Genomic DNA, 13212 nt, shown 5'->3' with positions numbered 1-13212 from the left:
TGAGTCATGGCGCTTTTGCCAACCTTAGCAAGCACGTTTGAGCAAAGCCGTTACCGTCTCCCATTGTTGCAGCAGAAGGCTCATTGAAGGGCATGTCGTCAGCTAAACGCAGGTTAAATGGCACACCCAACTCACCTAATGTCACCACGCCATAAGCCAGTTGTGCGAGTTTTTGTTCATGATGCGCCGCTGGCATATCAGCATAATCCAACGTTTGCTCATGACCGACAGGGTCAGAAAAATGCTTGGTAAACAGCCCCTGACCGCGCGCCACGTGACCCCAAGAAACCCTTGCTAGCGACTCACCTTCGATATAGTTATCTAGCCGCTCAAAATCGTCCTGACCTTGCCTAGTCTGTCCACCAGTTGGCAATTCCTCCTGACTGGCAACAGCATACTGCGCCTGCCAATCAAAGACTTCAGGTTTTGGATACACCCAAGCGCTACGGGCAAAATAGACATAAGACCATGCGCGCATAATACCCAAAGGATAAACGGTTTTGATAATTAACCTTGGTAATGTCAGCTGCCCACGACTGTGCGTTTGTACAGGCAAACGAATCACTTGCTCGCCTTGCAGTCGTGTCACCAATATCGACTCTTGAGTACTAGCGCTATTTTTGATTTTCTTATTGGCTTTTTTATCTGTCTTACTATTAAGCTTGCTATTAGCTTTGCCATCAGTCTGCTCAAAGCTAAATAATAGCTGCCGTCTTGGTTGACGGCTTTCACTAATCAGTTGCAAGGTCACCCAGACAGGCGCACCTGCTTCTGCCATGGTCACTTCTATTAATTCTACTTTAAGACCTGAAATATGGGCAAAGGTCACATGAAAGCTGATAAGCCAAACGCTGACCAGATAAAAACACAGACCCAACACCAAGTTATTGCCATAGTTGATACCAGCAATAAAGGTGATGATTAATAACACCGCATATAGCATCCCTTCGCGGCTAAAAAAGATATAGACATTACGCAAATTGAGCATGGCGCTATCGCTTTTTGGCGCACGAGCAGCAAACCAACGGCGTAATGCGAAACTAGCTGGCACGGTAAAGGCTTTTGGCAAAAGGCTCATGACTACCCTATTCTGACCTTAAAATTAATAGTCTTATCGCTAATAAACGAGCAGCTTTGGAAGTGAGCTTATTATGAGCAAAAAAAATGGTCAAACAATAACAGTCACTTCTGCCAAAATGCGTTGGGCAATGGTCTGCATCGCTTGCCAACCAGTCACATGCGCGGGTACAAAACGCTGACCGAGGCGATGATCGGTGACCGCGGCAAACACGGCTTGGATATCCTCAGGCGTGACCTCCATATGCCCTGACACATAAGCATAAGCCTGTGCAGCACGCTGTAGCGACAGCACACCTCGCGGCGACAAACCATGGTACTCCGAGCTGGCGCGTGTCTTGGCAACCAGCCGCTGTAGATAGTCCAAGACCACATCCGCAACATGAACTTGTTTAACACCTTGTTGTGCTAATAAGACAGCCTGCGTATCAAGCACCGCGGGCAACTTTCTTAATAGCTCGCGGCGATCCTGACCTTTTAATAGCTCGCGCTCAGCGGCAGGTGATGGATACCCTAGCGACAAACACAATAAAAACCGATCTAGCTGCGACTCAGGCAACGGATAAACGCCCGCTTGCTGCAATGGGTTTTGGGTAGCAATGACAAAAAATGGCTGCGGCAAAGCATAAGTCTGCCCATCTTGGGTGACTTGCCGCTCCTCCATCGCCTCTAACAACGCACTTTGCGTTTTAGGACTAGAGCGATTGATTTCATCAGCCAGCAACAACTGAGTAAAGATAGGACCGGGACGAAATTCAAACTGCTGTTTGCTTTGATCATAGATGCTCATGCCCAAAATATCGGCCGGCAGCATGTCATTGGTAAACTGCACACGGCTAAAGCTCAGACCGAGCAGCTGCGCTAAGCCTTGTGCCAACGTCGTCTTGCCCATACCCGGCAAATCTTGTAGCAATAAATGACCGCCTGCTAAAATACCACTCAGCGCAAGCTTAATAGCCTGCGGTTTGTCTAGCACGATTTGATTTAACTGCGTCATGAGCTGAGCAATTTGTTGCTGGTTATCACGATAATCAGCAGCATTAGGCAGCGTTTGAGCAGGCGCTTCTGATATTAGCTGATGTGTCGTTGAAAGAGGCATAGTAGTGGCTGCGTTAAGGCAATTATGGGTTTAATTTATGAGAAAAAAAGGTATTAGGTAAGCATTATTGGTCATCTTCAACGATTGGGGCAGCAGCGCGAAGGGTAGACAAATAGGCAATGACATCAGCACGCTCTTTGGCATCGGGCATAGGGTCTGATAGCATTTTAGAGTCTGGCATGGCTTTTTCAGCATCGGCAATATAGGTATCAAGTGTTTTAGCATCCCATACCCAACCTGATGTTTTAAGCCCTTCGCTATAAGTATAATCTGCAAGTTCAGCGGCTGGCGCGCCATAAATATTCATGAGCTGAGGACCTTTTTTATTGAGTCCAGGATTGAGCTGATGGCACTGACCGCAAGCGTCCTGATATATCAGCGAACCATTATCAGCATCGCCCTCAGTATAAAGCGGTAGCGTGACTGGAGCACGATAATCAGGCGGCGTCTTTTCACAAGCACTGAGCAATAAAATAGCGGCAAATATACCGCTTAATTGATATTTTTTAAATATAGACATATTGTGGAACATCTTTAATTGAAGAATGTTGATGTCGATGAGTCTACATCAACCATCCTATAATGCAAAGCTTGATAGACAGCTATTGATGTCTATCGACCATCAATGCACAGTACTTATATAGAGTTTATTTATATAGGATTTATGCATATAAAAATAGACTTAACCTTCCTGAGAAACTTTGATACTGTTACTTGGCATTTCTAGGTAATTGCCCTGTAAGTAGCGGGCGCCGACACTCCAGGCAACAGACATGGTTGCAGCGTCTTCAATATAAGGCATCAATACATCAATATCAACCTCATTGGTACGCACGATAATTGACTTGACCGTTTCTAAATTATCAGCGGCATCAATTCCTTCAACATAATTATGGGCCAAACGTACCATATTAGGATGAACAAAATCGGCAAGTTCCACAGATTTTACAGATGAGCCAAAATTATTGATGCTAAGCTGGCAGTTTACCTCATTGAGGGCGGTAAATTGAGATTTCGCGACCGTTAAGTAGTCTGAGATATCTTTTTCGTTGAACTGTAGTGTCAATGCCCCAGCTTTGCCACCGATGGCATTAATAAGCTGACTTGCTACACTCGGCAGTTTTTTATCAATTAAAGACGCACTGGTTAGCTGTACCAATAACCGCGCCTCTGGATGGGTTTTACGCACTTCATTGATTTTCTTACAGGCATTAATCAAGACCCAGCGGTCTATTTTTTCTAGTAGTTGATGAGATTTGGCAACCGCCATAAACTGCTCTGGCGTCAATACGGTATTCTCAGCATTTGCGAGCGGCAGGCGCAAGAACACCTCAAAAAAGTCGCTACGGTCATTATTTATGTCATAGATGGGCTGGAACAATAACTCAAAGCGATTATTGGTAATCGCATCTACCAGAGACTCAGCCAGCGCATGATCGTCACTATTGGCGTGTTCACTTGCATCATATAGATGATAGCGACCGCCATGATTGGATGTCTCAGTCATGATTTGGTTGATGGCATCCATAGCGCGCTCAAGTAGCACTCTAGGCTCAGGCGTATTTTTTTCAATTTTAACAATAGCAACACTTGCCGTCGTGCTGGTTGTCCGCTTATCCACTTCAATAAGCATCTTACTGATACTCATAACCATTTGCTCAGCCAGCTTTTCAAGCATAGCTGTCGTCTGATTTTCTATCAAAATAGTAAATGCTGTATCACTAAAGCGGCTAACATGCCCATCGACGATCAGCTCATCTAAGGTATTAGCGACTTGCTTCACCGTACTATCAATACCTTGTAGACCCAAACTGCTTCTAATTTTACCGACATTATCAAGTTGCACATAAAAAAGCGCCGCCGTCATAGCGCCTTTTCTTGCCTGCTCATATGCCGCCGTCAGCTGCTCTTCAAAGCTGTGGCGATTATCAATACCCGTTAAGCTGTCTTTACGCTCAGCTTCAGCCAAACGTTTGGCAACTTCGATACTATTATTGTTGTTTTGTTGAATGATAATCTGGGTAACCGGCTCACCATCTAGTGTCGCTATTGCCAACTGGAGTTTTGCTTCAAACGTACTGCCATCCGTCCGTTTGCTCTCAAAATTAAACTCAACGTCTTTACGATTGCCTTTGTCAAACTGACGTAAAAACTGCTTAACGGCTTTGACATTGTCACCGCCTGCGATCAGATCAATCACAGGTATACCGATAATATCGTTCATCGTCTCAAAACCAAATAACTGCAAATACGGATCATTGGCAAAGATATGAATACCTTGATCAATGTAGGCGACGGCGCTTTTTGAGTTTTTAATCAATACATTTGCGCGCTGCTCGGCCTCAGAGAGCACAGACTGTAGCATCTTAAGCTGTTGGCGACTGTGCAAGTTTTCATGCAATAAGCGAATAGCCATGATGACTGCCATCTCTTGCTCTGCATGGAGCGCTTTGACCATCGTACCATTCATGATAGATGGCAAGCCTTCGTCATTGTTAGCATTGGCTACCGTGTCTTTATTTATCAAACAAACCGATGGCAAATCAATGTTTTGCTCTTGAATGATGGCAACCACATCGGTAAAACTCATATCATATGCTTGACCAAAAACCAGTACATCCCATGATTGACGCAATGTTTTTAGCAGCTCATCTCTATCGTCCAAAAAACCCAAATTCACGCTGTCATAGTACGAACCAAGTAAATGCACAAGGCGCTCAGCATAAAGCTGATCAGCATCGACAACCAATAAGTTCAAGAGAGACTGAGTACGCATAGGAAGCCTTTTTAATCTTAAAAAATAATATGCATCGACGCTGAGCGGTCGACAAAAAATAGATAAAAAACAGTGAAATTTTACAGAACAGCGTCGTTGATTTTGTTGTCATTATAAACAATAATTTATCCACCCGCTGCCTATCTTGCCACGGTAATTGTTAAATACTTCGGTGCAATCATTGTATTCTATACACGAGTGACTGAGTCTTTAGGGGGCAAGGCTGACTGTAGGTTAACATCATTAACCCTGCACCATTGCATATTGGCTAAACTCATCCGTCACCATCAAAATACGGCCCAAACGTAAAGATTTCTGCTGATCATTGATACGCATGAGAACCTTGTCATCTGTCTGAAAATGAGAGGTTGGTAAGAGTAGACTATAAGGCGTTTGTAGGTGTTCATCTGCTCCGATGACAAGCGCTGGCAAGAAATGCTGGCTGCGATTCTGTCTATCTTGTAGACCAATGCCACAGGCAATCAACTGATGACCAAGCACTTGCCATTCAAGCTCATATCTTTTGCTATCTAAATTAAGCCAACGTACCACCCCTATGGACCATTTAGGTGCGGTAGCCATATCTTCACGGCACAATAAAAACAGGCCCATGATTTGCAAAGGGGGTGCAATAGAAGCACGATCGTCAATTTTATCAGTTGGCGTACATGACTTAGATGGCTCAGATAGTGTAGCTGGCTCAGATGATTCTAGAAGCAAACGTAGAGTACGAAAGTGTAACGACTGATTATCAGCCGCAGCTGTCTCTGCCCTTAGTACTTTATGGGTAACAGATTTGTTTTTTGGTAAGGTATCATAACGCGGCTGCTGATCCTCGGGCAGGTTTTTAGACGCTATTAAACGGCTAAAAGCTTCGCCATTACTGATACGATAGTGTATTTCATTAAAGTCCGCTATGAGCGTTACCGTTTGCCTTTTGCTGGGTTCACGAGCATCGATAGGCAGCATGCGCTTCGGTTGGATATAGCGATAATTTATCGCCATTAAAACACTATTTAGCAGATGATATTCAACCCCTCTTCGATCAGTATTGATCAAGGTTTGTATACGTGACTGCAGATATATCACTAAGGGTTTCAGCTCTATAAATAGGCAGGTGTGATGAGGATCATAAGGGTTGATAGTAGACAGTGCGGTCAAATAAATGGGCGGCTCTTTACTCTCTAGATTGACAAACACTCGCGTTTCGGTGCGCGGCTCTATGGTCGCAACCACATGTGCACTCCATACGGGCAGTAGGCGCTGTAGCAATAGAATATGAGGTCGACGCAGCGCCCGCACATTGAGCAACTCATGCAGACATATTTGGCGATATAAGTGATGAATCGTATCACCTTGCTGTGCTGGGATATAAGCACTCAGAACGATATGGGACGCTTGCTGCTGATAGGCGATGCGATAGCACTTGTTTATGTTGCTCCATATATACTCGGGCGACTTTTGATAGCAAAAGCCATCTTCAAATAGCAGCTTTTGATACATCAATAGCGTTTGATAAATAGCAATCGCTAAGGTAACAGGAGATGATTTTTCATTGCTAAAATAACGCTGCCACAGACTGCGAGCTGGCGCTGGTGGCTTAAGCGACTTAGCCTTTAAATAAGAGATCTCGCGTTGTATGACGCCGTCACAGGTCATAATCAACGAATAATACAGCGACTTTACCTGAGCAACATAGCCAATCTGAGCCTCATTAAGCGCTCCCGTCTCATAAATATAGTGTTGACGTAGTGCAGCAATCAGCTGATTGGCGACGTTAACCACAATCTGAATCAATGTTAAACGCTGCCTATCATCCATAGCGGTTGAGCGCAATTCTGTTAATACTTTTTCTATCTGCTCAAGCTGCTGAGCCTCTGTTTGCGCGGGCAATAATATCGCCCATTGACGCAAGTGCGGCTCATTGCTCCTGTTAGACTTATGGCAAGCCTCTAACAAAGCGGGTTTGGACGCTAAATACGCTTGAAACATTGATAAATTTACCATTACCATCCTTAGTAATTACGTAAGTTACCCCTGAGTATAGCAGGATGTATTCTTAAAAAAGAATATTGTTATCGTACCTAATCAGTCCTCCATATATTTTGTTTATTTATAATTTTTTAGCCCTATTTGTTGTTCTGTATTTGCCAACATAAATATTTCACCATAGTGCACAATTTATCGATTTTTGTAAACATTGATTGGCACTTTAAAAGGTTTATTTGGCAATTCTCTAACCAGCTTAGGTACCAGATAGCCCGGTAATTTGGCCAATAGCGACCAGTAAAGTTCATTGGCAAACCCCTCATCATTGTCAAAATGCGCGGCGCCTGCTACTTTATCTAACACGTGCAAATAATAAGGCAATACACCTGCCGCAAATAAACGCTGACTCAATGCTGTTTGCGCACTAACGCTGTCATTGATACCCTTTAAAAGTACCGCTTGATTTAATAATGTCACTCCTGCGGCGCGCGCACGCTGCAAATACTCTGAGGTTAATGCATCAATCTCATTGGCATGATTGCCATGAATCACCATGACGATTTGACAGCGGCTTTGTGCCAAACGCTCCAATAGCGCATCATCAAGCCTTGCTGGAATCACGATCGGCAGACGGGTATGGATACGAATGGTCGTCAGTTGCTCAATCGCCTCCAAGGTATCTAACCAAGCAAATAGACGTCTATTGGTCACATTCAATGGATCGCCGCCACTTAAGATAACTTCATTAATCTCAGGATGGGCGCTGATATAATCGATGATATCCTGTTTTGCGCTGGCAGTTGGCATATTGGCACTATAGTCAAAATGCTGACGAAAGCAGTAACGACAATGAATCGCGCAAGCACCGGTAATCGTTAATAGCAATCTTGACTGATATTTATGCAGCACACCTTTAACAGGGTTATGCGCATTTTCAGCTAATGGGTCAGCCACATAGCCTGCCACTGTTATTTGCTCTTTTTGATTGGGCAATACCTGTTTTAACAAAGGATCATCACGATCACCAATGGCCATTTTTGCCACAAAGGCACGCGGTACTCGCAGCTCAAAATGCTTAGGCACGTAGACCTCTGAGCGTAGAGATGGTAGCTCTAATATCTCAAGCAGCTCATCAATCGAGGTAATGGCTTCGGATAATTGCGTTTGCCAGTTTTTTTGTGTGATTAAATGGTTTATCATGACAACCTAATACCTGTGCCCAAAAGCCGATATTATACGCTGTTAGGGCGTCGCCTATCAAAGCATACGTCCTATCCTTTATATACTAAAATGGCCAAGGCTTTTTGGCACAGTAGATCTGGCGCTTATTTGTCGCTGATAACGTTTACCACCTTTTTACAAACCTTTTTTCTAAATCCCTTTTTCTAAACCCTTAGGAGTCTTCTGTGGCAAGTTTTTCTACCAATGAATTTAAAGCTGGTCTCAAAGTCATGCTAGATGGCAACCCTTGTGCCATTCTTGAAAACGAGTTTGTTAAACCCGGTAAAGGACAGGCTTTTAACCGCGTTAAATTGCGCAACCTTCGTAGTGGTAAAGTATTGGAACAAACCTTTAAGTCAGGCGATAGCTTAGAAGCGGCTGATGTCATGGACACTGAAATGAACTATCTGTATAACGATGGTGAATTTTGGCACTTCATGCATCCTGAGAGCTTTGAGCAGATTCAAGCGGACAAAACAGCGATGGGCGATTCAATAAAGTGGCTAAAAGAAAACAGCAATGCGCTATGTACCATCACTTTATTCAACGGTACTCCTCTTTCAATAACACCGCCTAACTTTGTTGAACTACAAATCACTGAAACCGATCCAGGCGTACGTGGTGACACCTCAGGTGGAGGCGGCAAGCCTGCAACGTTAGAGACTGGCGCTGTGGTACGTGTGCCATTATTTGTGCAGCAAGGTGAAGTGGTACGGGTAGATACTCGCACTGGTGATTATCAGACGCGTGTTAGCTAAGCCTATTAATAGTTAGCTCTAGCCTGTCTGTAAAAACAAAAAAGCTTAACCGCTTGAAGAGCGGTTAAGCTTTTTTATAGCTGAAATTTAATAACTTATGAATAATAAAGGGTCGAGTTACACTGCCAGTTATTGTTCTAACGACTGCTTATGCATCAACCAATATTGAACCAACGCGTTTAGCTGCTCTTGTTTAAAAGGCTTGGTACAATAATCCTGCATACCCACATCCAGATATTTTTTACGCTCGCCATCCATAGCATTAGCAGTCAAGGCAATAATAGGCGGCAAGTCTTGGGGATCATAGAGCTCGTGAAGCTTGATGGTTGCCTGCACCCCATCCATAATCGGCATATGATGATCCATCAAAATCACATCATAACGCTCAGGATATAGCGCAAATATCTCGATAGCTTGCTGCCCATCATTGACATGAGTTACTGTATGACCACCATTATTAAGGGCTTTTTTGGCAATCATCGCGTTTACACTGTCATCCTCAACCAACAAGATATGACCGACCAGCTCATCGCTTGGCAACGCTATGGTAAAGTCATTGTCCGTTTGCCATATCTCATAATCTTCTGCTGCAATACTTGGTAGCGGCAATAATACTCTAAAGGTCGTGCCAACGCCGACTATGCTATCTACTTCGATATAGCCACCCATTAGCTCAACTAACGACTTACAGACAGACAATCCAAGCCCAGTGCCACCATATAGCCTGTGGGTATATTTATTTGCTTGATCATAGGCGTCAAATATTGCCTCTAGTGATTCAGCCTTAATACCGACGCCCGTGTCTGTCACCTCAATACATAACGTCATTTTTCGATGATCTGCTATGTTATTTTTAGCATCAGAGGCAAAATCCAAACCACTACCATCCTTTTCTTTAATATGCTCGCACTCTTTATTATCTAGGCAAGGATTGTCTTGCATATGTTTCACATCAATCGTCACCCGCCCGCCCTCACGGGTAAATTTGATCGCATTATTGACCAGATTTACCATGACCTGCTTAAGACGTACCGGATCCCCTTTGACATAAGGCGATAGTGACTCGGTATAATGATAATCTAACACCAAGCCGCGTTGGCGAGCTTTGATGGCAAATAAGCTGACAACCTCATTACAAAGACTAGATAGATTCATCGGAATAGAATCAATGGTCATTTTACCGGCTTCGACTTTTGATAAATCCAAAATACCATTGATAATCGCAAGCAGATGCTCATTGGATACTTTTATATTCTCGATATACTCTCTTTGCTCAACGCTCAGCATGGTATCACTGAGCATCTCAACCATACCGATAATACCATTCATCGGTGTGCGTATCTCGTGACTCATATTGGCCAAAAACGAGGACTTCATCTCGTTAGCATGTTTGGCATTGCGCTGCTGCTCTTGCAGCTGTAGGGCATCGGCTGCCATCGTCGCAAACTGGGCTAGTATATCGGCTTTTTCCTCATTAAAATCGTGATGAGGCTCTGTATCCATCAAGCATAAAGAGCCAAAACGATACTTTTTGCCATCTTCATACATGATGATGGGTGCACCGGCATAAAAACGTATCTTAGGCCATTGAATGACAAATGGATACGTATTAAAGCGCACATCGCTCGTCAAATCGGCTATCACTAAAATGCTATCGGACAATATAGTATAATTACAAATGGCCACATTACGTGTCGTGGTAGATATCCCATCAAGACCAATACCAGATTTTAGATACTGAGTGTCCTCATCTATAAAAGTAATGGCAACCATAGGCACATTAAAAAACAGTTTGGCAAGCTCAGTCAAACGTGTAAAAGAGGACTCGTGATTGGTATTAAATACCTGATATTTTTTAAGCCTCTCGATACGCTCAGCATCATCTTCTGCGATAGGGTAATCGAAGTCTGGTAAATTGGGTATAGACAAGATGAACTCCATAATTCATATCAGAGGCTTGGTTTAATAGCCGCCTGCTTAAGCAATAATTGTAATGCCTCACTCACCATAAGCATGGCAACCACTGAGGTGACGACGACCGCCGAGCCATAACCCCCACAGTGCAAACCACCTGTTTGACAGCTCTTGTCTACGCGCGGCGGTTCTGTCGAATAAACACACTTGATACCAAACTTCTCTTTTAGAGTACTATTGATACCTTTTTCATGGCGCAGTTTGTTACGTAATTTGGCCAATAACGGATCTTGATAGGTGTCGCGCAAATCGCCCACCCTGATCTGACTGGGGTCTATTTTACCACCTGCCCCGCCAGCGCAAACCAATTTTAGTTTATTAAAGCGGCAATGCAAAGCAATCGCAAGCTTGGCATCCATGTCATCAACACAATCTAAAATCACAATCGGCGCGGTTTGTGCTGCCTTTTTTGCTTGTGCGCGGCTGGGTAGCAATGTTGCGACGTTTTCAGTGGTCAAGAAGTCATCAACCAAATGCAGCGTGGCTTTTGGGTTTATCTCACGGATACGTGCTGCCATCGCCTCAATTTTACTTTGCCCAAAGCTGCTGTCTAAAGCCGGCAGCTGCCGATTGACATTAGATGCGACCAATATATCTAAATCAATCAAGGTAATCGTCCCAACCGCCGTACGCGCCAAAGCCTCTGCCGCCCAAGAACCGACACCGCCGACACCTATGACATAAACATGAGCAGCAGAAAATGTATCGACGGCAGCATTACCATACAGTGTCTGAGTCCCTTTAAAACGGCGCTCATACTGCCCATCATCTTCATCCCGAGCAGATGTCTCTAATGTTTTAGATAACAACATCTGCTCTTTAATATGCTCTGGCTGGATAATATCTGACTGCGTTTGTGTGTCTTCATTCATAACGGTGTGGAAACTCTTTTGAGAATTTTATTGTTAAACCATCTATATTTTAATCGGCATTTATTAAGCAGTATTTATTAAACCCATCAAAGCGTATCAGACCACTTAGTTTGTAAAGCATTGCAACTATTGAGCCACAACTGCTCAGCAAGAATAGATGCAGGAACCTTTAATAATTCACTCAAGCTATGCAATACATACAGCAAATTTGCAGGAACATTCCTACTATGCATGGACGTAGCACCCCATTCGTTCTCTTTATCTTGCCCAAGCGCAGACGCGTTATTAGGTGACGCAGGCTTTAGGCTATGATCTACCGTCTGACATAGGATGGGCATCATATCGGGACAATCTGTCTCGATCACCAAGCAGTCAATACCATAACTCTCAACCGCAGCTTGAATGGCAAGGCGCAGTTTTTTTGCATTGGGATTGGTTATCTGTCCCGTCACGCCAAGCTTAAAGCCTAATTTTGCAAAGGCTTTGGCTTCTTGTACGCCGCCACTAAAACTATGGGCGATACCGCCCAATTGATGGGCATCATAACGATGCGCTTTTAGTAAAGCCAACGCTTCGGCATGTGCTTTACGAATATGTAGCATCACAGGTAGATGATGTGCCACTGCCATATCTAACTGCGCACCAAAAAACCGCTGCTGTTTGGCAAACATCTCAGGCTGCTTCATGGCATCAGTAAACGTATCTAAACCAATCTCACCTATTGCCAAAGGGCGATTGCTATTCAACATTTGCGCCATCTCTTGCAAATGGGCATCTGTGTGCTGCTCAATATAAAAAGGATGTAAGCCTAACGCAATATGGACTTTCGGAAAGCATTTTTCTTGATGTAAGTGAGTTACGTTACTCAACTGCTCAGCATGACTTATCTGCTGCTGAGTCTCATAAAGCCGCGCAAAATGCCGCTGCAAATAGCCAACCAAAACCAAATGGCGCACACCTTTATCATAGGCAAGTTGCGCCTGCTCAATTCTATCCTCATCAAACACCGGCGCATCAAAATGCGTATGTGTGTCAATCAAAGGAAAAATATCTGCGCTTGCTGTATTATTGATAGCTGATGCTTCAATCAACGTCATCAAAAAACCCCAGAATTCATCATTACTATGCTAAGTCAGCTTTTTTATTTACCATGTCCTAAATATTCACGTTACTATCTATTTATCTATACTTTTAGACTTTATTATCGGGTCGTCATTTTTAGGCAATCTTTTATCCGCCTTTTGGCTACTGCGTCTTGGTATCAGCATAAGTGCAGCACCTATTGCGCCTAATGCCAGCCACTTTTTCTTATTCGTACTTGCCATTGTCGTTACCCTTTTAAATTGAGGAACAGCAGTAAGTCGATGCGTGATAAAGATCGCTCCGTAGAAAATCCCTATCTATTTTAACAGAGGCACTTTATTGTCAACAGCAGCGTTCTATACC

Annotated in this window: 10 protein-coding genes; 1 reads left to right on the top strand and 9 read right to left on the bottom strand. The window is 43.7% G+C overall.

Annotated elements, in window-relative coordinates:
• Positions 1-4 precede the first annotated feature (4 nt).
• From ABYU67_RS00225 to epmB, 6 genes are all read right to left on the bottom strand, one after another.
• Complete coding sequence (locus ABYU67_RS00225) at positions 5-1078, bottom strand: DUF58 domain-containing protein (RefSeq protein WP_372842936.1); 1074 nt, start codon at positions 1076-1078, stop codon at positions 5-7.
• Between the two features lie 90 nt (positions 1079-1168).
• Positions 1169-2176, bottom strand: coding sequence for an AAA family ATPase (locus tag ABYU67_RS00220; protein WP_372842935.1), 1008 nt, complete (start codon positions 2174-2176; stop codon positions 1169-1171).
• Between the two features lie 64 nt (positions 2177-2240).
• Positions 2241-2696 (bottom strand): cytochrome c family protein, encoded by a 456-nt coding sequence (locus ABYU67_RS00215; protein ID WP_372842934.1) that lies wholly within the window; start codon positions 2694-2696, stop codon positions 2241-2243.
• A gap of 162 nt (positions 2697-2858) precedes the next feature.
• A complete protein-coding gene (locus tag ABYU67_RS00210; RefSeq protein ID WP_372842933.1) occupies positions 2859-4952 on the bottom strand; it encodes an EAL domain-containing protein in 2094 nt (697 codons plus the stop codon).
• 243 nt (positions 4953-5195) lie between these two features.
• Positions 5196-6959 carry a hypothetical protein gene (locus tag ABYU67_RS00205; RefSeq protein WP_372842932.1) on the bottom strand — a complete coding sequence of 588 codons (1764 nt, stop codon included), beginning with the start codon at positions 6957-6959 and terminating at the stop codon, positions 5196-5198.
• Between the two features lie 174 nt (positions 6960-7133).
• Positions 7134-8141 (bottom strand): EF-P beta-lysylation protein EpmB, encoded by a 1008-nt coding sequence (gene epmB / locus ABYU67_RS00200; RefSeq protein WP_372842931.1) that lies wholly within the window; start codon positions 8139-8141, stop codon positions 7134-7136.
• Positions 8142-8347: 206 nt separating this feature from the next.
• Between epmB and efp the strand changes: the two genes are divergently transcribed.
• The gene (gene efp, locus ABYU67_RS00195; protein WP_372842930.1) at positions 8348-8920 is read left to right on the top strand and encodes an elongation factor P; all 573 of its coding nucleotides are present in this window, start codon (positions 8348-8350) and stop codon (positions 8918-8920) included.
• A gap of 129 nt (positions 8921-9049) precedes the next feature.
• Here the strand turns inward: efp and ABYU67_RS00190 are convergent, their stop codons facing one another.
• The 3 genes from ABYU67_RS00190 to ABYU67_RS00180 form a co-directional block, all read right to left on the bottom strand.
• Positions 9050-10849, bottom strand: coding sequence for an ATP-binding protein (locus ABYU67_RS00190; RefSeq protein WP_372842929.1), 1800 nt, complete (start codon positions 10847-10849; stop codon positions 9050-9052).
• A 20-nt stretch (positions 10850-10869) separates the two neighbouring features.
• A complete protein-coding gene (locus tag ABYU67_RS00185; RefSeq protein ID WP_372843113.1) occupies positions 10870-11706 on the bottom strand; it encodes a ThiF family adenylyltransferase in 837 nt (278 codons plus the stop codon).
• Positions 11707-11852: 146 nt separating this feature from the next.
• Entirely contained in the window at positions 11853-12863 is a 1011-nt protein-coding gene (locus tag ABYU67_RS00180; RefSeq protein ID WP_372842928.1) for a TatD family hydrolase, read from the bottom strand.
• Between the last annotated feature and the right edge of the window lie 349 nt (positions 12864-13212).

Origin of the sequence: Psychrobacter sp., from assembly GCF_041554015.1 — a bacterium.
Classification (GTDB): domain Bacteria; phylum Pseudomonadota; class Gammaproteobacteria; order Pseudomonadales; family Moraxellaceae; genus Psychrobacter.
Note: the sequence above shows the minus strand (reverse complement) of the source record. Positions and strands in the feature narration are given on the sequence as shown.

What these genes read in the sequence shown, in the direction of transcription:
- ABYU67_RS00225 (WP_372842936.1), bottom strand. Translation starts at nt 1,078, where the DNA reads ATGAGCCTTTTGCCAAAAGCCTTTACCGTGCCAGCTAGTTTCGCATTA.
- ABYU67_RS00220 (WP_372842935.1), bottom strand. Translation starts at nt 2,176, where the DNA reads ATGCCTCTTTCAACGACACATCAGCTAATATCAGAAGCGCCTGCTCAA.
- ABYU67_RS00215 (WP_372842934.1), bottom strand. Translation starts at nt 2,696, where the DNA reads ATGTCTATATTTAAAAAATATCAATTAAGCGGTATATTTGCCGCTATT.
- ABYU67_RS00210 (WP_372842933.1), bottom strand. Translation starts at nt 4,952, where the DNA reads ATGCGTACTCAGTCTCTCTTGAACTTATTGGTTGTCGATGCTGATCAG.
- ABYU67_RS00205 (WP_372842932.1), bottom strand. Translation starts at nt 6,959, where the DNA reads ATGGTAAATTTATCAATGTTTCAAGCGTATTTAGCGTCCAAACCCGCT.
- epmB (WP_372842931.1), bottom strand. Translation starts at nt 8,141, where the DNA reads ATGATAAACCATTTAATCACACAAAAAAACTGGCAAACGCAATTATCC.
- ABYU67_RS00185 (WP_372843113.1), bottom strand. Translation starts at nt 11,706, where the DNA reads ATGTTGTTATCTAAAACATTAGAGACATCTGCTCGGGATGAAGATGAT.
- ABYU67_RS00180 (WP_372842928.1), bottom strand. Translation starts at nt 12,863, where the DNA reads ATGACGTTGATTGAAGCATCAGCTATCAATAATACAGCAAGCGCAGAT.